Annotated in this window: 25 protein-coding genes; 10 read left to right on the top strand and 15 right to left on the bottom strand. The window is 67.7% G+C overall.

Features of this window, described 5'->3' with window-relative positions:
- Positions 1 to 97 precede the first annotated feature (97 nt).
- The 6 genes from AB0M22_RS01870 to AB0M22_RS01845 all read right to left on the bottom strand — a co-directional run bounded on the left by AB0M22_RS01870 (position 98) and on the right by AB0M22_RS01845 (position 4953).
- The gene (locus AB0M22_RS01870) at positions 98 to 253 is read right to left on the bottom strand and encodes a DUF6131 family protein (protein ID WP_364719785.1); all 156 of its coding nucleotides are present in this window, start codon (positions 251 to 253) and stop codon (positions 98 to 100) included.
- A 53-nt stretch (positions 254 to 306) separates the two neighbouring features.
- Positions 307 to 810, bottom strand: a complete 504-nt coding sequence (locus AB0M22_RS01865; protein ID WP_364719782.1) for a hypothetical protein — start codon at positions 808 to 810, stop codon at positions 307 to 309.
- 117 nt (positions 811 to 927) lie between these two features.
- The gene (locus tag AB0M22_RS01860) at positions 928 to 1743 is read right to left on the bottom strand and encodes an RNA polymerase sigma factor SigF (protein WP_364719780.1); all 816 of its coding nucleotides are present in this window, start codon (positions 1741 to 1743) and stop codon (positions 928 to 930) included.
- Entirely contained in the window at positions 1733 to 2164 is a 432-nt protein-coding gene (locus AB0M22_RS01855; RefSeq protein WP_364719777.1) for an anti-sigma factor, read from the bottom strand. Before AB0M22_RS01855 ends, AB0M22_RS01860 begins: the two co-directional genes overlap by 11 nt.
- 129 nt (positions 2165 to 2293) lie before the next feature.
- A complete protein-coding gene (locus AB0M22_RS01850) occupies positions 2294 to 3901 on the bottom strand; it encodes an ABC transporter substrate-binding protein (protein WP_364719775.1) in 1608 nt (535 codons plus the stop codon).
- Positions 3902 to 4017: 116 nt separating this feature from the next.
- A complete protein-coding gene (locus AB0M22_RS01845) occupies positions 4018 to 4953 on the bottom strand; it encodes a LysR family transcriptional regulator (RefSeq protein ID WP_364719772.1) in 936 nt (311 codons plus the stop codon).
- Positions 4954 to 5069: 116 nt separating this feature from the next.
- On the opposite strand from AB0M22_RS01845, the gene AB0M22_RS01840 reads away from it, so the two are divergent.
- From AB0M22_RS01840 to AB0M22_RS01830, 3 genes are all read left to right on the top strand, one after another.
- A complete protein-coding gene (locus AB0M22_RS01840; protein WP_364719769.1) occupies positions 5070 to 5888 on the top strand; it encodes an inositol monophosphatase family protein in 819 nt (272 codons plus the stop codon).
- 40 nt (positions 5889 to 5928) lie between these two features.
- On the top strand, positions 5929 to 6534 hold the full coding sequence (locus AB0M22_RS01835; protein ID WP_364719767.1) for an NAD(P)-binding domain-containing protein: 606 nt from the start codon (positions 5929 to 5931) through the stop codon (positions 6532 to 6534).
- A 171-nt stretch (positions 6535 to 6705) separates the two neighbouring features.
- Complete coding sequence (locus tag AB0M22_RS01830) at positions 6706 to 7260, top strand: hypothetical protein (protein ID WP_364719764.1); 555 nt, start codon at positions 6706 to 6708, stop codon at positions 7258 to 7260.
- A gap of 44 nt (positions 7261 to 7304) precedes the next feature.
- Here the strand turns inward: AB0M22_RS01830 and AB0M22_RS01825 are convergent, their stop codons facing one another.
- Entirely contained in the window at positions 7305 to 8060 is a 756-nt protein-coding gene (locus tag AB0M22_RS01825) for a helix-turn-helix domain-containing protein (RefSeq protein ID WP_364719761.1), read from the bottom strand.
- Positions 8061 to 8078: 18 nt separating this feature from the next.
- Positions 8079 to 8441 carry a cupin domain-containing protein gene (locus tag AB0M22_RS01820; protein WP_364719759.1) on the bottom strand — a complete coding sequence of 121 codons (363 nt, stop codon included), beginning with the start codon at positions 8439 to 8441 and terminating at the stop codon, positions 8079 to 8081.
- A gap of 93 nt (positions 8442 to 8534) precedes the next feature.
- Here AB0M22_RS01820 and AB0M22_RS01815 point away from each other — a divergent pair, with 93 nt between their 5' ends.
- The 6 genes from AB0M22_RS01815 (at position 8535) to AB0M22_RS01790 (ending at position 14760) form a co-directional block, all read left to right on the top strand.
- Entirely contained in the window at positions 8535 to 9461 is a 927-nt protein-coding gene (locus AB0M22_RS01815) for a BadF/BadG/BcrA/BcrD ATPase family protein (protein ID WP_364719757.1), read from the top strand.
- Positions 9462 to 9534: 73 nt separating this feature from the next.
- A complete protein-coding gene (locus AB0M22_RS01810) occupies positions 9535 to 11064 on the top strand; it encodes a sodium:solute symporter (protein ID WP_364719755.1) in 1530 nt (509 codons plus the stop codon).
- A complete protein-coding gene (locus tag AB0M22_RS01805) occupies positions 11064 to 12236 on the top strand; it encodes an anhydro-N-acetylmuramic acid kinase (protein ID WP_364719753.1) in 1173 nt (390 codons plus the stop codon). The genes AB0M22_RS01810 and AB0M22_RS01805 overlap by 1 nt, the downstream gene beginning before the upstream one ends.
- Positions 12223 to 13098, top strand: coding sequence for a MurR/RpiR family transcriptional regulator (locus tag AB0M22_RS01800; RefSeq protein ID WP_364719751.1), 876 nt, complete (start codon positions 12223 to 12225; stop codon positions 13096 to 13098). Before AB0M22_RS01805 ends, AB0M22_RS01800 begins: the two co-directional genes overlap by 14 nt.
- A gap of 130 nt (positions 13099 to 13228) precedes the next feature.
- Positions 13229 to 14131: an N-acetylmuramic acid 6-phosphate etherase gene (murQ, locus tag AB0M22_RS01795; RefSeq protein ID WP_364719749.1), complete on the top strand. Its 903-nt coding sequence runs from the start codon at positions 13229 to 13231 to the stop codon at positions 14129 to 14131.
- Between the two features lie 65 nt (positions 14132 to 14196).
- Positions 14197 to 14760, top strand: coding sequence for a phospholipase D-like domain-containing protein (locus AB0M22_RS01790; protein WP_364719746.1), 564 nt, complete (start codon positions 14197 to 14199; stop codon positions 14758 to 14760).
- A 58-nt stretch (positions 14761 to 14818) separates the two neighbouring features.
- On the opposite strand, the gene AB0M22_RS01785 is transcribed toward AB0M22_RS01790, so the two are convergent.
- The 5 genes from AB0M22_RS01785 to AB0M22_RS01765 all read right to left on the bottom strand — a co-directional run bounded on the left by AB0M22_RS01785 (position 14819) and on the right by AB0M22_RS01765 (position 19271).
- Positions 14819 to 15694, bottom strand: coding sequence for an alpha/beta hydrolase (locus AB0M22_RS01785; protein WP_364719743.1), 876 nt, complete (start codon positions 15692 to 15694; stop codon positions 14819 to 14821).
- A gap of 137 nt (positions 15695 to 15831) precedes the next feature.
- Positions 15832 to 16371 (bottom strand): hypothetical protein, encoded by a 540-nt coding sequence (locus AB0M22_RS01780; RefSeq protein ID WP_364719741.1) that lies wholly within the window; start codon positions 16369 to 16371, stop codon positions 15832 to 15834.
- 49 nt (positions 16372 to 16420) lie between these two features.
- The gene (locus AB0M22_RS01775; RefSeq protein WP_364719739.1) at positions 16421 to 17389 is read right to left on the bottom strand and encodes an ATP-dependent DNA ligase; all 969 of its coding nucleotides are present in this window, start codon (positions 17387 to 17389) and stop codon (positions 16421 to 16423) included.
- Between the two features lie 31 nt (positions 17390 to 17420).
- Positions 17421 to 18026 carry a M23 family metallopeptidase gene (locus tag AB0M22_RS01770; RefSeq protein WP_364719737.1) on the bottom strand — a complete coding sequence of 202 codons (606 nt, stop codon included), beginning with the start codon at positions 18024 to 18026 and terminating at the stop codon, positions 17421 to 17423.
- Between the two features lie 63 nt (positions 18027 to 18089).
- The gene (locus AB0M22_RS01765; protein WP_364719734.1) at positions 18090 to 19271 is read right to left on the bottom strand and encodes a cytochrome P450; all 1182 of its coding nucleotides are present in this window, start codon (positions 19269 to 19271) and stop codon (positions 18090 to 18092) included.
- 94 nt (positions 19272 to 19365) lie between these two features.
- On the opposite strand from AB0M22_RS01765, the gene AB0M22_RS01760 reads away from it, so the two are divergent.
- Positions 19366 to 20175 (top strand): SAM-dependent methyltransferase, encoded by an 810-nt coding sequence (locus tag AB0M22_RS01760; protein ID WP_364719732.1) that lies wholly within the window; start codon positions 19366 to 19368, stop codon positions 20173 to 20175.
- Here AB0M22_RS01760 and AB0M22_RS01755 read toward each other — a convergent pair whose 3' ends face one another.
- Complete coding sequence (locus AB0M22_RS01755) at positions 20176 to 20679, bottom strand: DUF5994 family protein (protein ID WP_364719729.1); 504 nt, start codon at positions 20677 to 20679, stop codon at positions 20176 to 20178.
- Complete coding sequence (locus AB0M22_RS01750) at positions 20676 to 21968, bottom strand: acyl-CoA desaturase (protein ID WP_364719727.1); 1293 nt, start codon at positions 21966 to 21968, stop codon at positions 20676 to 20678. The genes AB0M22_RS01755 and AB0M22_RS01750 overlap by 4 nt, the downstream gene beginning before the upstream one ends.
- Positions 21969 to 22005: the final 37 nt, after the last annotated feature.

The following is a 22005-nucleotide window of genomic DNA, read 5'->3' as shown; positions in this document are numbered from 1 at the left end:
CCATTCCCCATTCGTCGGCGGGCTACCGGACAACGGTAGCCCGCCGCCCCCGCGCCGACCGACCGACACCACAGAACCGGGTGTCAGGACCGAGCGCTCAGTAGTAGTGCCGCCTGCCACCCACCGGATGCCCGGTGCCGCCCGCGACCATCAGCACCGCGCCCAGGATGAGCACGAGGATTCCGGCGACCGTGAGGAAATGAATGCCGAGAAAGAATCCGGCGACGAGGAGAATGAGCCCGAGCACGATCATGAAAAGCTACCTGATTTCGAATTGCGTTGACTGACTTGGAGTTCGGGACGCGATTACGAGCGCGGGCTGTCGACGGGCTGCGGGTCGGCCTGCTTCGGCTTGAACAGTCGACGCCCACTACCGGGCGTCGGCTGGGCGGAGGCAGCCGGTCGGCTCTGGCCGCCGGGTAGGGGTTGACCGCCGGTTCCCTGCCCGGCGACGTTGTTGAACCCACCCGGCTCAGCACCGCGAACCGGCGCATCAGGCGGTGGCTGATCGGGCATCGGCCGACTGCCGAACACCGGAGTCCGGCGGGTTGCCTTCAGCTCGCGACGCGCGCTGGCCCCGCGACGGGCCGTATGCCGCGCACCGGCCAGCAGCAGGCTGAGCCCGGCCAACCCGATGGCGCCGACCACGATCCCATAGAGGAACAGCACCCCGGTCGACCCGGTGACGTGGTAACCGAAAACGGCGAAGTTGTCTGTGAGCGCGTGCGTGTTGCCGCCGTTGGCGAAGACGCCGGTAACCCCGACGATCACCGCCGCGAGCAAGACGACGAGCCCGATGATGACGATCATGATGATCCTCAGATCTCTGTGTGTCCTTCCAGTAGACGCCGCCCAACGCACGGTGTCAACACTGTAGACCTACACTGATGAACTACAGTTGAGGAACATTTCTCGCAGCACGCGGTGTCAGTCGCGTAAAGCTTGTTCCCGCAATGTACTCAGCGTTTTGGAGAGGATCCGCGAGACCTGCATCTGCGACACGCCCAGCTGTGCGGCGATCTGGTCCTGGGTCTTCGATTCGAAGAAGCGCATGACCAGGACTTGGCGTTCGCGTTCGGGCAGGGCGGCGATGAGGGGTTTGACCGCGAGGTAGTCCTCGACGGTCTGGTATTCCGGTTCTTCGGCGCCGAGGGTGTCCAGCGGCGAGCGCGGGGCGTTGTCGTCGTCGCTGTCCAGGCCCACGTCGATCGAGGAGGTCTGGTAGGCGTTGCGGGCGATCAATGCCTGGGTGACCTCGACGAGGTCGGCGCCGAGTTCTTCGGCGATCTCGCGCGCCTTGGGCATCCGGCCGAGCCGCTGCGCGAGCGTCTCGATGGTCGGCGCGATGGTCTGCTGAATCTCCTTGAGCCGCCGCGGAACTCGCACCGACCAGGTGTAGTCGCGGAAGTGCCTGCGCACCTCGCCCATGATGGTCGGCACCGCGAACGCCAGGAACGGCGAACCGTGCGAGGCGTCGAACCGGTCCACCGCGGCCACCATGCCGACGCGCGCGATCTGCAGCAGATCGTCGAAGTTCTCGCCGCGCCCGGTGAACTTGCGGGCGATGTGCTCGGCCAGCGGCAGGCAGCGGCTGATCAGCTCCTCCCGCACCTCCGCGCGCCGCGGGTCCTCGGCGTCGAGCTCGCTCAGCTCGAGGAACAGCGGCTCGATATTGTCGTAACTGTCCCCACCACGTCGGCGCGGCTCATGGCCGACGCCGGACGTCGTTGCCTCATTGTTCATCGAGGTCGCCCCGGGCCCACACGAAGTCGACGACAGTCGGGTAGCCGGACACGGCGGCATCGAACGGCGCCTTGGTCGCCGTGACCGAGTCGGTCAGGGTCTGCACGATGTGCCAGCCGAAACTGCCTGAGCCGACCTCGGTTTCGGACGTGACCACCGCACGGATGTTGGCGTTGAGCACGCCTTCGCGATAGGAGAACGCGCAATCGATCGTCGACCCGGGCGCCGCGTCCTGCAACAGCACGGTCGCGATCTCGTCGAGCGCGAGCCGGATATCGGTCACCTCGTCGAGCCCGAAATCGGCGATCAGCAGCACCGTCTCGGCGAGCGCGCGCAGCATCGTCAACTGCTCCGGTGACGCGGGCACCGTGACGGCGACCGTGGTTGTCCCCGTCACGGATTCGGATACCCGTTCACTCATTCCGCCACCACCTCATTTACCTGCGCGTGTCCGATCGACGGGTCAGCCTACCCGGACCGAGCCGGACCCGTCAGCGGGCACACCCGTGCCGCCGCGCCGCCGGTTCCGGCGGCGCGGCGCATCGGTCGATTACTTCTCTATGTTCTCGAAGTCGAACTGGCCGTTCCAGGTCAATTCGCCCTTTTTCACCTTCTCGCCCAGACCCGCGGTGGCGATGAAATCGATCACCGGAATGTCGGCCATGTCCCGGAACAACAGGCCCTGCGCCTGCCCGACGAGCTTGTAGGACTCCTCCAGCGACGGCGCGGCCAGCGCGGCGTCGATGAGCTTGTCGAACTCGGGGTTGGCGTAGTCGACGTTGTTGGTTCCGGCGCCGGTGTAATACAGCGCGGTGAGGAACTGGAGCATCGTCGGGTAGTCGCCCTGCCAGCCGTAGCGGAACGCCTTACCGATGGTCCGCGCGGTGATCGCGGTCCGGATGTCCTTGAACGTCGGGTACGGCGCGCCGATGGCCTCGATGCCGAGGGTGTTCTTGATGCTGTTCGCGACCGCTTCGATCCAGGCCTGGTGCCCGCCGTCGGAGTTGTAGGCGATCTCGTAGCGGCCCGACCACGGCGAGATCGCGTCGGCCTGCGCCCACACCTTCTTGGCCTCTTCCGGGTTGAACTTCAGCACCTCGGCACCCGGCAGGTCCGCTTTGAAGCCGGGCAGCGTGATCGCGGTGAAGTCCTTCGACGGCACCCGGGTGCCGTGGAAGATGTTCTCGCAGATCTGTTCCCGGTTGATCGCCATCGACAGCGCCTTGCGCCGCAGCACGCCCTCCGCGCCGGCGAAGTGCGGGATGTTGGTCTGGCTGCTGATGTGCTGATTCTGCGCGGTCGGCTTGGTGATCGCCCGGTCGCCGAGGTCCTTCTTGTAGGACGACACCGCGCTGTCCGGGATCGTGTCGAGCGCGTCCAGGTTGCCGGCCAGCAGATCCGCGTAGGCCGTATCGAACGACTGGTACATGGTGAACCGCAGGCCCTTGTTCTTGGCCGGGCGCGCGCCCTTGTAGTCCGGGTTCGGCACCAGATCGACCTTGACGTTGTGCTCCCACGCGCCGGTCCGGGCCATCTTGTACGGGCCGTTGCCGATCGGGTTCTCACCGAACGCCTTGATGTCCTTGAACGCCGCCTCGGGCAGCGGATAGAACGGGGTGAAGCCGAGCGCGAGCTCGAAGTCGATCGACGGGCTCTTCAGCGCGATGGTGAAGGTGCGGTCGTCGACCACCTTGAGCCCCGACATCGTCTGTGCCGTCGGCTTTTCCGCCGCCACCTCGTCGTAGCCGACGATGTTGGCGAACACGTAGCCCTGCAACTGCGCGTTGGTGCCGAGCGCGGCGTAGTTCCACGCGTCGACGTAGGACTTCGCCGTCACCGTGGTGCCGTCGGAGAACTTCCAGTCCGGCTTGAGGGTGATCTTGTAGTTCTTCCGGTCCGACGACTCGATCGACTGCGCCATGTCGTCGTGGGCGACACCGTCGGCGTCGTAGTACTTCAGCCCGGCGAAGAGCCGGTCGACGATGCGGCTGCCGTTGTTGTCGTTGTTGTTGGCCGGCAGCAGCGGGTTCTGCGGCTCGGTGATATTGGTCGTGACGATGCCCGCGTCGGTGCTGTCCTCGGACGAACACCCGGCCAGGCCCAGGCTCGTGGCCAGTAATACCGCCGCCGTCAACGCACCAGCTCTTGTGAATCTCACTGCGTTCTCCCCAGATAGAGAAGGGACAGAACCCGCGACACGCGTGAGGTCACCAGCGCCCGCCGACAAGATCTGCCTTGAATTTCCTCGGACAGTAGCGATTCCGCCGAGCGCTGTCATGCGATCGGCGGCTCCCGGCCGGTGTCGGCTTTGTCCGGACCGGTCATGGCCGCGTGGATGGCGGTGCGGATCTGTTCGCGCAGCCAGGTGTGCGCCCGGTCGCCGTCGTAGCGCTGGTGCCACGCCACGACCACCGGAATCGAGATCGGGTCGAGCGGGAGCGGCACCAGGCGTAGGCCGAGTTCGGTGGCCATGGCGCCGGTCATGCGTTCCGGAATGGTGGCGACCAGGTCGCCGCGCGAGACGAACCGGAGGGCAGGCGCGACGGTCGGCACGGTGGCGACGACCCGGCGGGTCAGCCCGCGCGCGTGCAGGAGGTCGTCGATCGGATCGTGCAGCCTGCCTCGCCGCGACACCGTGATGTGTTCCGCCGCAACGTAATTCTCGATGGTGAAGGGATCCGCCGGATGCGTCGCGCCCACCGCGACCACCAGCCGGTCAGTTGCCATGATCTCGTGCCGAATGTCCGCCGACGCAGGCGGATTCGACCCGATCTCGAGATCGACGTGACCGTGCCGCAGTTCGTCGGTGTCGGCGTCCGCCTCGGCCAGCAGGCGCAACCGTACGCCGGGCGCCTGCGCGCGGACCGCCGCGAGCAGCTCGGGGCCGATCGTATTGACTACGGCGTCATGCCATTTCAGCGTGAACGTCCGTTCGAGCGTGGCCAGGTCGAGGTCGTGTTCGGCAGACAGCACCAGCTGCGCCTGCTGCACTAGCGCGTGCACCTGTTCGCGGACCGCGAGCGCGCGCGGCGTCGGCGTCATCGTCCGCCCGGTGCGGACCAGGATCTCGTCGCCCATCACCCGCCGGATGCGGCCGAGCGCCCGGCTCACCGCGGGCGCGGTCAGATGCAGCCGATCCGCCGCGCCGGCCACGCTGCCCTCCTCCAGCAGTGCGTCCAGTGCGGTCAGCAGGTTCAAATCCAATTGCATGAGAGTAATTCTATTACTTACTGGAATGCATTTGACGACAACGGTCAGGGTTTCTAGCGTTGAGGCAGCAACTCACGAAAACACTTATCCCGATATCACTTTCGAACAGGATCACCATGACGAACTCGCTGAACGCCGCCACCGAAGCCGACCGCGCACTCCTGCCCGCGGTGGTGTCCGCGGTGCATTCCGCCGGGGCCCACCTGCGCGAACGTTTTGTGCCACGGACCGAGCTGGACAGCCTCGACGCCGTGGTCACCGCGATCCACGCCGCCGACGCGGAATCCCTCCATTTCCTGCGCGAACCGCTGCTGGCGGCCAGGCCGGGCTCCGGGTGGATCGATGACGAACAGTCCGCCGGCGACCTGCCGACCGGCGAATGGTGGGTCGCCGACGCGGTGGAGGGCAACATCAATTACATCCACGGCATGGCCGACTGGGCGGTGACCGCCACCCTCGTCCGCGACAACCAGCCGGTGCTGACCGCGGTGTACCTCCCGCTGCTGGCGGAGACCTTCACCGCGGTGCGCGGCGGCGGCGCCTTCCGCAATGGCGTCGCGCTGCGCGCCTCGGCCAAGACCAACCTGGAGGCCGCCCTCGTCGGCACCGGGCAGGCGAAGCCGGGCGAAGACCGAAATACGTTCCGCCGCATCGGCGAATCGGTCGCCGCCATGCTCGACGCCGCACTCGTCACCAAGGTCTCGGTGCCGTCGACCCTGCAACTGATCCAGATCGCCGCCGGACGCTCGGATGTGTTCTGGCAGTACAGCGATGTCCGCTCGGGCCTGCTGGCCGGCGCGCTGCTGATCGGTGAGGCGGGCGGCACCGTCACCGACATCCTCGGCGCCCCATGGCAACTGGGCAGCCGGGACTTCCTCGCGGCCGCTCCCGGAGTGCACGCGGCGGCGCAGCGTGTGCTCGCCGCGATCCGTTGATCGCCGAAACCTTCTGTCCCGCAACCACTGAGGAAACATCATGAGCACCATCGCAATCCTGGGCTCCGGACGCGTTGCGAGCGCGCTGGCGAACAAGCTGTCCACCGCCGGACACGAGGTCACCCTCGGAACCAGAAACCCCGCCGCGCTGAATTGGACCGGCGCGCCCATCACCGTCGCCGACTACGCGTCGGCGGCGGGCGACGCGCAGATCATCGTCAATGCCACTCCCGGCGACGGCGCGGTCGAACGATTCGGCGCGCTCGCGGCGGCGCTGGACGACAAGATCCTCATCGATGTCTCGAACCCGCACAGCCCCAGCGGATCCGAACCGAGCCTCGCCGAGCGACTTCAAACCGCCCTCCCCACCACCCGGGTGGTGAAGACACTCAACACGATGTTCTTCACCGTCATGACCGATCCGCACAGCTTGCGCATCCCGCCGACCGCATTCCTCTCCGGTAATGACGATTCGGCGAAAGCAGTGGTCACCGCGCTGCTCAACGATCTTGGTTGGCCCGCCGATTGGATCGAGGACCTCGGCGACATCACCACGGCCCGCGGCCCGGAAGCCCTGATGCTGCTTGTCCCTTCACTGATTCGAAATCGGGGATTCGTCCCATTCGCCCTGAGCATCGCGGCCTGAATCCCCTGCGCCCTGGTGAATTACGACAGGCAATTTCGCCGGAATTCGTTGCGCGGAATTCGCGGAATCGATCACCAGACGCGGGTCGCGGAGTGAGAATGGAAGTGGCCTGATCCGGCTTCACGGGGACGTATCGGCTGTCGTGGCCGACCGAACATGTGGGGAAACACGATGAAAGTCAAAGGATTTGCCACCGCCCTTCTCGCAGTAGGGGCCACCGGAATCACCGCGGGCATCGTCAACGCCCAACCAGTAATCGAGCCATCGGCCGAGGTCAGCGTCCACAGCGTCGATCACGGAATCGGATACACCACGGCGACGGACGGGCGCGGGGTGAGCACCACCATCGACGCGGGTGCCTTCGCCCTGACCAGCGACGCCGCCGCGGTCACGCTCACCGACCACGCGGGCAATGTCGTCGCGACGTTACCCACGTCCATCACCGCCAACGGCCAGACCTTCGGCCTGCGGCCACAGATCAGCGACACCGGGCGCACCCTGACCCTGACCCCCGTCAGCGCCCCGGAAATCAGCTCGCACCTGGCCCAACTCGTCGATCAGCAAGACGACACCGTGGCCCGCAAGCAGTACAACGCGGGCATCGGCGCCCTGATCGGCGCCGGTATCGGCGCGGTGATCGGCTTCTTCCTCGGCGGCGTCGGCGCGCTGGTCACCATTCCGATCGGCGCGGGCATCGGCGCCCTGATCGGTTACTCCACACCGTGATTCGCTGAACCTCGACTGACGCGGGCACCCGCAGACTGCCCGCGTCAGCCGAGCAGCGCGGCCGGCGTACGGCCGGTGAAGCTCAGTACGTCGCGATACATGTGCGACTGATCCGCGTACCCGCACGCGAAGGCGACCTCGGCGGTGTCCGCGCCCGCGGTCAACCCGGCGACCGCGTGATCGAAGCGGACCAGCATCGCCGCCCGCTTGGGCGTCAGGCCGAGTTGCGCGGAAAACCTGGCCCACAACCGTTTTCGGCTCCACCCGCAGTCGGCGGCCAGCTCACTGATCCGTACCCGGCCGCGACTCGTGACGATCCGGTCCCAGCTGATCGCGACTTCCGGATCCACTTCCGCCACAACGTTTCTGCGCAGGAGGAACGCGTCGGTCAACGCGAACGCCTCGGACCACGTTGTGGTGACGGCCAATTGCTCACGCAACCGCCGCGCGTCGTCACCGCACACCTCGTCCAGGTCGATCACCGCGTCATCGAGATCGGACAGCGCGACGCCGAGCAGCGAATACGCCGCCACCGGCGACAATTGCAGCTCGACGCATTCGACCCGTGCGCCCCGGATACGTGCCGCAGCGGGCGAGAGCCCCGCGACCAGACTCCCCAGCACTCGCTCGGTCGACCCCTCGACGGTCAGTCCGTCACCGAACTCGATCACCACGATCACCACCGGCCGCGGGATCACCCGCATGTCCAAACCGAGCCCGCCCCGATCACGAAACCCGATCATCTCGACGCCGTCGATCCGCGGCCCCGTGACCGAGCGCACCGCCTCCCAGTCGCTCATCTGCCCAGGCTACGACCGTCAGGCGCCGGTCAGCACGCGCGGATCGATCGCGGTGGATTCCTCGGTCGCGCCCGGCGTGAAGAACAGCTCGACCAGGTCGCGCACCTCGGTGTGCCGATGCCAGTGCCCCTTCGGCACGACGGCGAACTGGCCCGCGGTGAGCGGAATGCGATGGCTTTCGGCGTCGGTGAGGATCTCCACGGTGACGCTGCCGTCGAGCACCATCAGCAGTTCGTCGGTGTCCGGATGCCGCTCCCAGTCGGAAGTGGCCAGGTCGGTGCCGTGGAAGACGGCGAACGACGCGCCGTTGAAGCCGGCGATCTCATGGAAGTCGAACGGGTCGAGGCGCTGCGCGATGGCGAGCGGGTCATAGCTGTGCATGCCCACACTGTCGCCGCTTTCCCCAGTTCCGTCTTGAACGAATGTTCCCGACGTAGGACACCGGAATGCGGGCAACCGCGCGAGGATGGTCCGATGACCGACCACGTGCTCGCGATCGACCTCGGTAAAACCGGCTGCCGCGGATCTCTTCGGCTCGACGGCCGCGAGACGCGATCCGCCGACGGCCCGGGCGCGCCCGGGCTGGCCTACGCGGGCGGCGTCGCGGCGGCGGACCGGGCGATCCGCGTCGTCGTCGATCGACTCGCGCTGTCCGGCACCACGTTCACGCTGTTCGTCGGCGCCGCGGGCGCCGCCGCCGCGCCGGACGCGGCCGAACTGCTCGCCCGGCAGCTGGCCGACCTCCCCGGCGCGCGGTCGGTCGCGGTCACCTCCGACGCGGTCACCGCGCACGCCGGAGCACTCGGCGGCGCACCGGGCGTGGTCTTGGCCGCCGGGACCGGAGCCGTGGCCACCGCGGTCGACAAGGCGGGACGTTTCACCAGGACCGACGGCTGGGGGCCGCTGCTGGGCGACGAGGGCGGCGGCGCGTGGATCGGGACCGAGGGCCTGCGCGCCGCGCTGCGCTGCTTCGACGGCCGCGGCGCGCACACCGAACTCGCCGCGAAAGCCGCCGAACAGTACGGGGTGCGGCTCGACGAACTGCCGAAACACCTTGGCCAGCACGAGAATCCGGCCCTGCTCGCCGCGCGCTTCGCCCCGATCGTCGCCGCGGCCGCCGCCACCGACGACACCGCGGCCGCCATCATGACCGCCGCGGGCCGCGCCCTCGCGCGCACCGTCCTGGCCACGATCGACCGCTCCGGCATCACCCCGCCGGTCCCCTACGCGATCACCGGCGGACTGGCCAACCTCGGCCCGGCGCTACTCGATCCGCTCGACGCGGCGATCGCGCAGGTGATCGAGCGCCGAACCGCGCGCGGCGGCCCGATCGACGGCGCCGCACTGCTCGCCGTCGACCCGGACACGGTGCTGGAAACGTTAGTGGTGCGAATCACGTGACACTCATTGACAGAAGTTGCATCGACCCTGACACTTACTTTCAATCCGCCAGTCGCGTTACCGAGGAGCTGCGATGAACGCACTCAACGTCGCCGTCATCGTCGTCTACCTGGTCGTCGTCGCATGGATCGGCCTGCGTCTTTCCGGCAAACAGAAGTCGAGCAACGACTACTTCGTCGGCGAGGGCAAGATGCCGTGGTGGACGGTGTGCTTCTCCGTCGTGGCCACCGAGACCAGCGTGCTCACGGTCATCTCGGTGCCCGGCGGCGCGTACACCGACCAGGCGTTCGGCAATGTCGAGCTGGCCATCGGCTACATCATCGGCCGCACCATCGTGGCCACCGCATTGATCCCGCTGTACAAGCGCGGCGGGTTCGTCAGCGCCTACCAGTATCTCGAGCTGCGCTTCGGCCGCTACCTGCAGGGCGTCGCGTCGGTGACGTTCGTGTTCACCCGGCTGCTGGCCGAGGGCGTGCGCCTGTTCGCCTCGGCCATCCCGATCAAGCTGCTGCTCGCCGAGTTCGGCCTCGACCTCGGCTACGACATCATCATCATCGTGCTGACGCTGCTGACCGTCGTCTACACCTACCTCGGCGGCATCAAGGCGGTCATCTGGACCGACGCGTTGCAGATGGGCCTGTACCTGTCCGGCGCGATCATCGCGATCGGCGTGCTCACCGGTCACGTCGGGGCCAAGGGCTGGTCGGACGCGTTGCACAACGGCAAGTTCCACATCTTCGATACCGACTTCGGCCTGGCCCACGTGCTCACCAGCACCTTCGCCCTGCCGACGGCGATCATCGGCGGCGCGATCTTCGCGATGGCCTCGCACGGCTCGGATCAGCTGATCGTGCAGCGCATTCTGTCCACCCGATCGTTGCGCGACAGCCAGAAGGCGATGATCGGCTCCGGCATCTTCGTGGCCATCCAGTTCGCCGCGTTCTCCCTGGTCGGCGCGCTGCTGTGGTCCTACAACGGCGGTAAGTCGCCGAAGGAACTCGGCCTGGCCACCTCCGACAACCTGTACCCGAACTTCATCCTGCACGGGTTGCCGGTGGTGATCTCCGGGCTGCTGGTGGCCGGCATCCTCGGCGCCGCCATGGGATCGCTGTCCTCGGCGCTGAACTCGATGGCCAACTCGACCGTCGCCGACATCATCCGCAGCTTCTCCCGCCGGGAGATCTCCGACGACACGCTGTTGAAGCTGGCCCGCTATATGACCCTGGTCTGGGCGGTGCTGATGGCGCTGTTCGCCATGGGCTTCAGCGCGACGACCGGCAACGTGTACCTGACCGCGCTGACCATCGCCGGATACACCTACGGCGCGCTGCTCGGCGCGTTCCTGCTCGGCCGACTTGTCAAGCGCGCCAACCAGTTCGACGCGGTGCTCGCGTTCGTGGTCACGGTGATCGTGATGACGGTCGTCGTGCGACTGATCAAGATCGACGTGACGGTCGCGGGCAAGGTGACCGAGAAAGGCATCGCCGCTCAGTGGCTGGTGCCGATCGGCGTGCTGGTCACGCTGGTCGTCGGCGGGGTGTCCAGCTTCTTCCATCCGGCACCCGAGCCGATACCGGCCGAGCCGGTCGAGGCGGTGGCCTAGTGCGCGTCATCGGATTGATGTCCGGCACGTCGCACGACGCGATCGACGCGGTGGGCGCGGATATTCAGCTGCGGGACAGCACTGTTCACGTCGAGGTGGTCGGCCGGCTGAGCCGTGCCTACCCGGATCCGTTGCGCGCCGAACTGATCGCCGCGCTGCCGCCGGGCACTATCGACATGGCCACGGTGTGCCGGCTCGACACCGCGATCGGACAGGAATTCGCGGCGGCCGCCGAGGCCGCGGCGCGCGAGTTGTTCGACGGCACAGCCGATCTCGTCGCGTCACACGGTCAGACGGTCTATCACTGGGTGGCCGACGGAAAGACCTACGGCACACTGCAACTCGGCCAGCCGGCCTGGATCGCGGAACGGACCGGGCTGCCGGTGGTCAGCGACTTCCGCTCGCGCGACATCGCCGCGGGCGGGCAGGGCGCTCCCCTGGTCGCGCTGTTCGACCTGTTGTGGCTCGCGGGACGTCCCGGGCGTTCTGCCGCGCTGAACATCGGCGGCATCGCCAACGCGACCGTCACCGGCGAGTCCCCCGTCGCCTTCGACACCGGCCCGGGCAACACGCTGATCGACGCGGCCGTCGAACTGGCGACCGACGGCGCGGAGCATTTCGACCGGGACGGCCTGCGCGCGGCCCGCGGCACGGTGCACGAGCCGCTGCTGAAAGCGCTTCTCGGCGATAGCTACTACCCGGCGCCGCCGCCGAAAACGACCGGCAAAGAGCTGTTCAACCGCGCTTATATCGAACGGGTGTTGCCGGACTACCGGTTGCCCGCTGACGATATCGTCGCCACCATGACCGCGCTGACCGCTCATACGATCGCCGACGCACTGGCCCCCTTCGAGCCGGACGAAGTCATCGCCTCCGGCGGCGGGACCCGAAATCCGACGCTGATGGGCATGCTCGGCGCGCGATTGGGTACCGCAACGCTATGCACCTCCGACGAGCTCGGATTGCCCTCGGCCGCCAAGGAAGCCGCGGCGTTCGCCGTGCTCGGCTTCCTCACCGTGCACGGGCTCGCGGGTAGCGATGCGGCGTGCACCGGCGCGACGCGGGCGTCGGTTCTCGGCTCGATCACGCCGGGCGCCGGGCCGCTCACGCTGCCCGAATCCCCCACCGCGGCACCGCGACAGCTGAGGCTGGTGAGCCATGTCCGAGGGTGACGACGTACGCACGCGCCTGCTCGGGGCGATACCGCGGCTCACGCCGACCGGGCTGCGGGTGGCCCAGGTCATTCGCGACGATCCGGCCGCCGCAGCGCAATTGACCGTCAGCGAGCTCGCCGAGCGCGCCTCGACCAGCACGTCCGCGGTCGTCCGGCTGTCCAAAGCCCTTGGCTACGAGGGTTATCCGCAGCTGCGGCTGGCCCTGGCCGCGACCAGCAAGGACGACGGTTCGCCGGTCTTCGCCACCGACATCGACGCCGACGATCCGCTGTCGAAGGTGCTGCACAAGCTCACCGCCTTCGAAACCGAGGGCATGGTGGCCACCGCGGACCTGGCCGATCCGGCGACCATGGCCGCGGTCGTCGACGCCCTGGTCCGGGCCCGGCGGGTGGAACTCATCGGGATCGGGGCGTCCGGGCTGGTCGCGATGGACATGGCGCAGAAGCTGACCCGAATCGGAATGTGGTGCAACGCTTGCACTTCCGAGGACGACGCGTTGGTCCAGGCCAGCCTGCTCGAGGCCGACGACGTGATCATCGCCTTCTCCCACTCCGGCGAGACCGCCGCGATCATCGACGCCGTCGACCGTGCCGTCGGCAGGCAGACGACGACCGTCGCCGTCACCGCGGGCGCGCAATCCAGACTCGCTCGAGCGGCCGCACACACGGTGCTGGTCGCCGGGCGGGAGGACGGATTCCGTTCGGCCGCGATGGCCAGCCGGATGAGCCAGCTCCTCATCGTCGACGCGCTCTACATCGGCGTCCTGCAACGCACCCCCTCGGCCGCGGTCGCACTGCGGCGAACCTATGACGCAGTCGCGGATCGGCGCATCTCCCGCGGCGCACGGAAGGCACCGTGACCACAGCATTCTCGTTCGACCGGCGTTCCAGCACGACAACAGGAGGCGAAGTGAATGAGCGTCAGCGAATGAACCAAGAACACAGCGCGCCCTCGGGCATGACGGAACCGAGCGCCAGCGAGGTGGAGTCATGAGCGAGATCAGCACTTTGAGTACCGAGGAGGCGAATCCGCGGACTGCCGCGCTCGACTCCATGTCGGTCGACGAGTTGTTGCGCACCATGAACTCCGAAGATGCCGGGGTGGCTTCGGCTGTGGGACAGGCCATCCCGGAGATCGCCAGGGCGGTCGAGCTGATCGTCGCCGCGCGCAGGCACGGCGGCCGGTTGATCTATGTCGGCGCGGGCACCAGCGGCCGGCTCGGCGTGCTGGACGCGGTCGAGTGCCCGCCGACCTTCGGCACCGCGCCGGACGAGGTCATCGGGCTCATCGCGGGCGGCTCGGTCGCGTTCGCGCACGCCGTCGAGGGCGCCGAGGACGATCCGGCGCGCGCCGTCGACGACCTCACCGGCATCGACCTGACCGCCGACGACGTCATCGTGGCGCTGGCCGCGAGCGGCCGCACCCCCTACGCGATCGGCGCGTTGCAGCACGGCCGATCCATCGGCGCCGCCACCGTCGGCGTCTCCTGCAATCGCGATGCCGAGCTGAGCCGCTACGCCGACGTCGGCATCGAAATCGAAACGGGCCCTGAGGTTTTGACCGGGTCCACCCGATTGAAGGCGGGCACCGCGCAGAAGATGGTGTGCAACATGCTCTCGACCGCGACCATGGTGCAGTCCGGCAAGGTCTACGGCAATCGCATGGTGGACGTGAAGGTGACCAACGCCAAGCTGGTCGACCGGGCCCGCCGCATCATCGCCGACGCCACCGGCGTGGACCTGGTCACCGCGGCCGCGCTGCTCGACGCCGCCGACGGACACCCGAAGACCGCCATCGTCATGCAGCTGGCCGGCGTCGACGTGGCGGCGGCCCGGCGGCTGCTCGCCGGCGCCGACGGTTTCGTCCGCGCCGCCGTTCGAGGCGAAGGCTGACGCCGGCGCAACTTGCGCGCCGCCGCCTGCGGCTCCGGGCCTGTCCGCGCCGGTACGGTGCAGCTATGCCATTCGTGATCGATGGTCCGATGACGTGCTACCTGATGCCCGACGACCACGCGGAAGCCGAGCAACGGTTCCTGGAGCTGGTCGCGGCGCCGGGCGAAACCTGGCTCATCGCCTACGGTTTCACCCTCACCGATGCCGCCGACAATCTGATCACCGCGCATGAACGCGGCGTCCCGCTACACCTCTACCTCGATCACACCCAATCCTCGGGCAAGACGCAGAAGCCGATCGTGCAGCGTCTCGTCGACGCCGGGGTCGAGGTCACCATCGGCACCAGCACCAGCGGCCGAAAGTACATCTGCCACACCAAAGGTCTGGTCGTGGACACGCCAAGCGGCCCGCAGTGCTGGGAGGGCTCGGTCAACTTCAGCACCACCGGCTGGCTACAGGTCAACACCGCGATGAACTTCGGCGCACAGGTCTGGCGCGACCACTTCGTCGCCCAGTTCAACACCCTGCGCCATTACGCCTGGACCGAAGAACGCGAGATCCAGCTCATGCCCGCACCGCCGGTCGACTTCAGCGACGAGTCCATCCCCATGCTTCCGCTTTCGGTCTGAGCGCGGCACACGGATCTCGGAGGGGGTTCCGAAGGTACCCGGCCTGGCTGCTATCCGACTAGTCCTTCGGCCAGTGCCGGTCCAGGAAGTCGGCGATGAGCGGCGCGATGTCGGGCAGCTTTTCCTCGAGCGCGAAGTGGCCGGTATCGAAGAGGTGCAGTTCGGCGTCGGGGAGGTCGTAGAGGTAGGCGTGCGCGCCGGGTTCGGGGAAGAAGGGATCGTTGCGGCCCCAGATGATCAGGGTCGGCGGGGTCGCGGTGCGCAGCCATTCCTGCCACTGCGGGTACTGCGCGACGTTGGCGTGGTAGTCGAAGGCAAGGGCCACTTGGGCTTCCTTGCGTCCGGGTAGGTCGAGGAAGTGCTGGTCGAGAGTCCAGCCGTCCGGCGCGAGCAGGTCGGGATCGAAGACGCCGTGCTCGTACTGGCCGCGGGTGCCGGCGAGGGTGAGCAGGTCACGGATCGCGGGCTCGGCGTCCGGCTGGTCCGGGCGCAACGCCACGAAGTCGCGGGCGCCGTCGGAAAGCCCTTCCTCGTAGGCGTTTCCGTTCTGCACCACCAGGCCGGCCACCCATTCGGGGTGCCGGGTCGCGATGCGGAAGCCGACCGGCGCGCCGAAATCGAAGGCGTACAGGAAGAATCGGGTGAGTTCCAGCTGCGCCAGGAAGCCTTCGACGATGTCGGCCAGCTGCTCGAAGGAGTAGGTGAAGGACTCGGGTGCTTCGGTGTGCCCGAAGCCCGGGTAGTCGGGCGCGATGAGGCGATAGCTGCCGCCGAGCGCGTCGATCAGCCGACGGAACTGGTGCGAAGCCGACGGGAAACCATGCAGCAGTAACAGCACCGGCGCGTCGTCGGGCCCGGCCTGCCGGTAGAACACCCGGACACCGTCGACCTCGATGAACTTGTGCTCGACCTTGGGTAAGTCATTGACCGGCATCGCTGCCCCTATCTCCTGATGGCTCACATCCAGCGCCGCAGCGCCGGCGTTGGTGAAACCTCCGGAGATACGCGGGCATTCCCGAGGCCCCAGCCATCTCGATGCCGCAGGCCGGCTGGGGCCGATCGCCGAAGCGGTTACCGCGCCGACGAACCCATCGCGACCCGATTCAGGGTGAAGGTGCCCAGATCTGTCTTCCGGTGGTCTGTGGTCGTATTGATGACGCTGGCGGTAAAGCTGGTCGGCACGTTGTTCGCGTCGCAGGTCACCGTCGAGACGAGGGCATCCACGGTGCTGCCGTCGCCGAGGTACTGCGTTCCGCTCCATTTCGTCAGTACATTCTTCGCGTCCGTCGTGAATTGGCCGAGCCAGACCACCGGCTCCGTCCCCGCCCTGGTGTACTTCGTCTCCCCGAAACCGATATGACCATTGAATCCGGTCACCAGCGTATTGCCCTCGCCCCCTTTCCAACCGCCGTCGTACGCATTGCGATCCGACACGGAGGTGCAGGCGGCCGCATTGGCTACCGGTGCGACTCCGACCAGCATCCCCACCCCGAACACACCGGCGAACACCAGCACCGAACCCTTGACGGACCTCAGGATATTTCCACGTAGCACGGTTTCGAATCCCTTCCATTTCCGGTAGTCGATATAGGCGACCAGCCAGTATGGCAAGCGGATTCGTGTTTATCGGCGCGGGCACGCGGAGGAGATAATCGCCGATTTACGATTCCGGCTCGGAATTCGCGCGCCGGGCCCGGGCCCGGCGTTTACCCTCGTGCATTGCCTGCACGCGGGCGATCGGAATGGTGTGGCCTTCCGCGACGAGATCGTCGGGCAGGTCTTGCGGCTCCGGCATTTCGTCTACCCATGGATCACGGCCGCCCAATTGATCGATAGCGGTGCGGACGGTGAAATCCTTGGGCGTGATGTTGTCGAGGTCGCTCCAGGCGACCGGGAACGACACGGTGGTGCCCGGCCGGATCCGGGGGCTGTAGACCGCGGCGACCGTCGCACCGCCCGCCCGGGTCGAATCGAGGAAGACGCGACCGGCCCGATCCTCGACGATGAACGCGGTGGTCGCGAGGTCCGGGTCGAGCCGCTCGGCCCGGGCGGCGATCGCGCGGGTCGCCGCCGCCACGTCATCGATCGCGAGGCCGGGGCGCAGCGGCACGAAGACGTGCACGCCCTTGGCCCCACTGGTTTTCACCGCACCGGCAAGTCCGTCGTTGGCCAGCGCCTCACGGATCAGCTTCGCGGCCAGCACCGCCTGCCGGAACGGCTGATCCGGCGACGGGTCCAGGTCGAGGATCAGATGCGTCGGACCCTGGCTGCGATCGGCCAGCAGCAACGTCGGGTGGTACTCGACCGCCCGCTGATTGCCGAACCACAGCAGCGTGCGCACGTCGTCGCACAGCGCGTAAGTCACCTCACGGTGCGAACTCTCGGCCCACACCGTCACCCGGTGCATCCAGTCCGGGGTGAACTTGGGCAGGTTCTTCTGCATGAACGGCTGCTGCCCCGGCCGGACCCGGAGCACCGAGAGCGGCCGGTCGCGCAGTTGCCGCACGATCCGATCGCCGACGGCCTCGAGGTAGTCGACCAGATCGCGCTTGGTCGCCTCGGCACCGTCGAACAACGGCTTGTCGAGATTGGTCAGCGTCACCCCGGCGCGGACCTCTTCACTGCCCATCGGCTCACCTTGCCCGCCGCGGACAGCGCGGTCAACCCGGCTGTTTCACCGGCGGCAGCGTCGCAAGCGCATCGACAACGGTGCGGTACTCGCCGTCGGCGTTGCGGCCGAGTTGTGGCCAGCCCCGGCCGTGCGGACCGCACAGCTGGGTCCAGACCGCGCGGGTCCGGTCGAGCAGTTCGCGCTGTTCGGCGTCGTCGAGTGCGCAGAGGAAATCATCCGGAAAGTCGGCATCACGCAGCCATGCCATCGGGTCGACCTTGGCTCCGGGGTCGTAGCCGTGCGGCATGACGCTGAGATGCAGGTGCGGTCCGGTGGATCCGCCGTTGTTGCCGACGTAGGCGATCAGCTGTCCCGCCTCGACCCGGTCCCCGACCGACAGTCCGGTGGCGCTCGCATCCCACATGTGTCCGTATTCGCTCACCCCGCCGCCGTCCGCGGCCGGATGGTCGAGGACGATCCATTCGCCGTACCCCGCGGCGGCCCCCAGGTACAGCACGGTGCCGCCGGCGCAGGCGTAGATCGGGGTCCCGTCGGGCGCCGGGAAATCCTGCCCGGTATGGAATCCGCCGTCGCGTGGGCCGAACGGCGAACCGATCGTGAGTATCTCTCGGGCTATGGGCCAGTATCGGGTCATGGGTGCCCTCCTCTCCGCCGGGTCTATCGGGAGGAGGGCGCCGGACGTGCGGTTACGGTCCGCTCAGCGGGCCGTGACGGTCGTGGGCAGGGCGGCGAAGCCGCGGTTGTTGGACGCGTGGATGCGCCGCACGCCGTCGGCGTCGAGGTCGTAGTCGGCGATCTTGGCGACGATCTCCTCGAGCGCGACGCGCAGCTCGAGCTGGCCGAGGTTGGCGCCAAGGCAGTGATGCCTGCCGCTGCCGAAGACCAGCGACGCGCTGGTGTCCCGGTCCAGGTCGAACGTGTCCGGGTCGGGGAAGACCTCGGGGTCGCGGTTGGCCGAGCCGAGCAGCAGCAGCATCCGCGCACCGGCCGGGATGGTCACGCCGTGCAGCTCGAACTCCTCGGTGGCGGTGCGCAGCGAGGTCTGCGAGGACGGTTCGTATCGCATCGACTCGGCGATCCAGGCATCGATGCGCCCGTCGAACGCCTTGCGCCGCTGGTCGGGGTGCAGCCACGCGGTGTGCCAGAGGTTGCCGAGGGTCAGCATGACCGTCTCGATGCCCGCGCCGATCAGCAGGATGAGCACGCTGACGATCTCCTCGGGGGTGAGCCGATCGTCGCCGTCGGCCGCGTCGAGCAGGCCAGAGAGCAGGTCGTCGCGCCGATCCTTGGCTCGTTCGATGGTCAGCTCGGTGTAGTAGCCGATGATCGCGCCGATCGCCTGGATCGCCTCGGGACGCAGGTCGGTGGACTGCTCGTCGTTGTACATGATTTCCATGCCGAGCTTGCGCAGCATGTCGCGGTCGCGCTCGGGCACGCCGACCAGTTCGGCGATCACCTCGGTCGGGTACGGCCCGGCGAAATCGGCCATGAAATCGAAGCTGCCGCGCTCGAGCAGGGGGTCCAGCAGCCGGCGAGCGATCTCGCGCAGCCGGGGTTCCAGGCCCTGTACCCGGTGCTGGGTGAAGGCTCGCGCCACCAGCCCACGCAGCCGGGTGTGTCGCGGCGGATCCATCGCGACGAAGGAGAACATCTGCTCCGCCTGCGGTCCCCAGAACGCCGGTTCCATCCGGATGGCGCCGTTCGCACTGGAGAATCGATCCGAATCACGCAGCGCGGCAAGCACATCCGCGTGCCGGGACAGCGCCCAGAAGTCGTCGGTATCGTTGCGATAAACCGGCGACTCGCTACGCAGCCTGGCGTAGTACGGGTATGGGTCGCGGTGTACGTCAAAATCGTATGGGCTGTACTGCAGTGACATGGCGGAGCCTTCCGGGCGGTGCGACATCACCATCGCTACCGGTTCGCAACTCGAACTGACATGATGACAATAGTCGAGATGAATTGAGGGCGTTGTGAACTCGGAACCGCCGGTCGGGAAGATCGATGTGTCGAAGCCGCATCCGGCGCGCCGCTACGACTACTGGCTGGGCGGCAAGGACAATTTCCCGTCGGATCGGGAGTCCGCCGACATGGTCGCCGAGGCGTTTCCGACCGTCCGGCTGGCCGCGCTGGAGAATCGCAGCTTCCTGCGCCGGGCCGTGGCCTACCTCGCCGACGAGGGCGTCCGGCAGTTCCTCGACATCGGCGCCGGGCTGCCCACGGCGGGCAATGTGCACGAGATCGCGCAGAACATCGCCCCCGAATCGCGCGTCGTCTACGTGGACAACGACCCGATCGTGCTGGCCCACGCCCGGGAATTGCTCAACAGCTCCCCCGAGGGCGCGACCGCCTATCTCGACGCGGACATCCGCGACCCCGACCGCATCCTCAGCCACCCCGACCTGAACCGGGTGCTGGACATGAACCAGCCGGTTGCCCTGATGCTGGTGGCCATCATGCACTTCATGACCGACGACGACGGCCCGTACGAGCTGGTCCGCAAGCTGTGCGACGCGCTGCCCTCGGGCAGCTACCTGGTGATGACCCACGCCACCAGCGACCATCTCTCCGCCGAGGAACTCGCCGAGAACAACGCGGCCAATCAGCGCAGCGGCGTGCCGTTCCGATTACGGACCACCGAGGAGTTCACCCGCTTCTTCACCGACCTCGAACTGATCCCGCCGGGCATCGGCTCGGTGATGACCTGGCGTCCAGGCGAATGGCGCCCGCATCCGAGGCCGGAGGCGGTCTCGATGCTCAGCGGCGTGGCCCGCATCCCCTGATCAGCTGAACCGGTCGGCGCCGCCCTCGGTGACCCAGCGCTGCACCGCGGTGACGCCGTCGGCGCGATCACCGCGCTGGCGGGCACCCGCGGTCAGCAGGTCGTCGACGGCCGACTCGTCGTCCACGGCGGACGCGGAGGACATCGTGGCCGTCGCGTCGGGCTCGACGGTCGCGGGCGGCACGACCAGCAGGACCACCCGGCGGTTCTTCACGCCGAGCAACTCGACTGTGTGCCCCGTCCCCTGCCGAATCCCTTCGACCTGCACCGTCTGCCCCGCGATGACCAGCTCGCCGGACGTTCTGGCCCATTCGCCGAGCGGATAGGCCACGTGATGAATGGGCCCGATCCGACCGGCGACGGCCGCGAGCAGCGCTGGGAGTTCGGTCGCGAGCTCGTCGGTGTGCGGCCACCAGGCGCCGTCGACGTACCCGGTCTTCGGCGCTTTCGGCTTCAGTCGCAGGCGCAGCGCGTGGTCACCGACGCGGGTCTTCGATCGTGTCATGGCCGATCCTCCTGCCTCGGCCTGGTATCGGCCGGATTGATCCGAATCGGACGGCGCTGCGACCGTCGAACGGCCACGCGCGATTTCTCGGCGCGGCGCAGCGCGGTGCGCAACCCGGCGCGGCCCAGCGGGCGGCCGGCCTCGGGTGCGTCGAACGCCTTGTCACCGTGGAACTTTCGTTCCGAGGCGGTTTCCGGTGCGTCGTCGGACGTGGCGGTGAGCAGGCTGTCCGGCAGCGCCAGCTTGTGGATGGTGCGCAGGGTCAGCAGATACTGATGCAGCAATGACCCACTGGTGTAAGGCAAGTCGTACTTGTCGCACAGCGCGCGCACGCGCACCGCGATCTCGGCGTACCGGTTGCTCGGCAGGTCGGGGAACAGGTGGTGTTCGATCTGGTAGCAGAGGTTCCCGCTGAGGAAGGCCAGCATCGGGCCCGCGTCGAAGTTCGCGGTGCCGAGCATCTGCCGCAGATACCACTCCCCCTTGGTCTCGTTCGCCACGGCGGCCGGCTCGAATTTCTCTGCGCCGTCCGGGAAGTGGCCGCAGAAGATCACCACGTAGGCCCAGAGGTTGCGCAGCACGTTCGCGCTCGCGTCCGCGGTGAGCGTGCGCCGCCAGCGGCGTCCGCTCATCGCGGGGAACAGCAGATAGTCCTTGCCGGCCTGCCTGGCGATCTTGCCGAGGAACAGCTTGGTCTGCGCGGCCTTCGCCGCCGCGCCCTCCGCCCGATCGCGTTCGGAATACAGGCCGTGCAGCGCGATGCCCCACTCGAAGGTGGCCGCCAGCAACAGGTTTCGCAGCGGTTGCAGCAAATGCCCTGGCTTCCACCGCTCGTCGCGGGTGACCCGCATGACGCCGAACCCGATGTCCTCGTCCATGCCGAGCACGTTGGTGTAGACGTGATGGCGATAGTTGTGCGAATAGCGCCACTGCGCCGACACCCCGGCCATGTCCCACTCCCAGGTGCTGGAGTGGATCTCCGGGTCGTTCATCCAATCCCACTGACCGTGGCAGACGTTGTGGCCGATCTCCATGTTCTCGATGCTCTTCGCCAGCGCCAGTCCGGCGGTCCCGGCGAGCCAGCCGGTCCGGCCGTGGCTGAGCCCGATGGTCAGCCGGGCGACGGCGTCGAGCACACGCTGGAACGCGATCGTGCGCCGGATGTAGCCGGCGTCGCGGGCGCCACGCTGCTCCTGGATGTCCCGGCGGATCAGGTCGAGTTCGAGCCCGAGCGCCTCGACATCGGCAGCGCTCAGATGCGCGTAGGCCGCGACTTCGGTGATTGCCATGCTTGGTGTCCTCGAGTTCCGTTACAGCGTGTGTCTA

It is taken from the genome of Nocardia sp. NPDC051756 (genome assembly GCF_040681495.1).
In the GTDB taxonomy this organism is placed as follows: Bacteria; Actinomycetota; Actinomycetes; order Mycobacteriales; family Mycobacteriaceae; genus Nocardia.
Note: the sequence above shows the minus strand (reverse complement) of the source record. Positions and strands in the feature narration are given on the sequence as shown.

What these genes read in the sequence shown, in the direction of transcription:
- AB0M22_RS01870 (WP_364719785.1), bottom strand. Translation starts at nt 253, where the DNA reads ATGATCGTGCTCGGGCTCATTCTCCTCGTCGCCGGATTCTTTCTCGGC.
- AB0M22_RS01865 (WP_364719782.1), bottom strand. Translation starts at nt 810, where the DNA reads ATGATCGTCATCATCGGGCTCGTCGTCTTGCTCGCGGCGGTGATCGTC.
- AB0M22_RS01860 (WP_364719780.1), bottom strand. Translation starts at nt 1,743, where the DNA reads ATGAACAATGAGGCAACGACGTCCGGCGTCGGCCATGAGCCGCGCCGA.
- AB0M22_RS01855 (WP_364719777.1), bottom strand. Translation starts at nt 2,164, where the DNA reads ATGAGTGAACGGGTATCCGAATCCGTGACGGGGACAACCACGGTCGCC.
- AB0M22_RS01845 (WP_364719772.1), bottom strand. Translation starts at nt 4,953, where the DNA reads ATGCAATTGGATTTGAACCTGCTGACCGCACTGGACGCACTGCTGGAG.
- AB0M22_RS01840 (WP_364719769.1), top strand. Translation starts at nt 5,070, where the DNA reads ATGACGAACTCGCTGAACGCCGCCACCGAAGCCGACCGCGCACTCCTG.
- AB0M22_RS01835 (WP_364719767.1), top strand. Translation starts at nt 5,929, where the DNA reads ATGAGCACCATCGCAATCCTGGGCTCCGGACGCGTTGCGAGCGCGCTG.
- AB0M22_RS01830 (WP_364719764.1), top strand. Translation starts at nt 6,706, where the DNA reads ATGAAAGTCAAAGGATTTGCCACCGCCCTTCTCGCAGTAGGGGCCACC.
- AB0M22_RS01825 (WP_364719761.1), bottom strand. Translation starts at nt 8,060, where the DNA reads ATGAGCGACTGGGAGGCGGTGCGCTCGGTCACGGGGCCGCGGATCGAC.
- AB0M22_RS01820 (WP_364719759.1), bottom strand. Translation starts at nt 8,441, where the DNA reads ATGCACAGCTATGACCCGCTCGCCATCGCGCAGCGCCTCGACCCGTTC.
- AB0M22_RS01815 (WP_364719757.1), top strand. Translation starts at nt 8,535, where the DNA reads ATGACCGACCACGTGCTCGCGATCGACCTCGGTAAAACCGGCTGCCGC.
- AB0M22_RS01810 (WP_364719755.1), top strand. Translation starts at nt 9,535, where the DNA reads ATGAACGCACTCAACGTCGCCGTCATCGTCGTCTACCTGGTCGTCGTC.
- AB0M22_RS01800 (WP_364719751.1), top strand. Translation starts at nt 12,223, where the DNA reads ATGTCCGAGGGTGACGACGTACGCACGCGCCTGCTCGGGGCGATACCG.
- murQ (WP_364719749.1), top strand. Translation starts at nt 13,229, where the DNA reads ATGAGCGAGATCAGCACTTTGAGTACCGAGGAGGCGAATCCGCGGACT.
- AB0M22_RS01790 (WP_364719746.1), top strand. Translation starts at nt 14,197, where the DNA reads ATGCCATTCGTGATCGATGGTCCGATGACGTGCTACCTGATGCCCGAC.
- AB0M22_RS01785 (WP_364719743.1), bottom strand. Translation starts at nt 15,694, where the DNA reads ATGCCGGTCAATGACTTACCCAAGGTCGAGCACAAGTTCATCGAGGTC.
- AB0M22_RS01775 (WP_364719739.1), bottom strand. Translation starts at nt 17,389, where the DNA reads ATGGGCAGTGAAGAGGTCCGCGCCGGGGTGACGCTGACCAATCTCGAC.
- AB0M22_RS01770 (WP_364719737.1), bottom strand. Translation starts at nt 18,026, where the DNA reads ATGACCCGATACTGGCCCATAGCCCGAGAGATACTCACGATCGGTTCG.
- AB0M22_RS01765 (WP_364719734.1), bottom strand. Translation starts at nt 19,271, where the DNA reads ATGTCACTGCAGTACAGCCCATACGATTTTGACGTACACCGCGACCCA.
- AB0M22_RS01755 (WP_364719729.1), bottom strand. Translation starts at nt 20,679, where the DNA reads ATGACACGATCGAAGACCCGCGTCGGTGACCACGCGCTGCGCCTGCGA.
- AB0M22_RS01750 (WP_364719727.1), bottom strand. Translation starts at nt 21,968, where the DNA reads ATGGCAATCACCGAAGTCGCGGCCTACGCGCATCTGAGCGCTGCCGAT.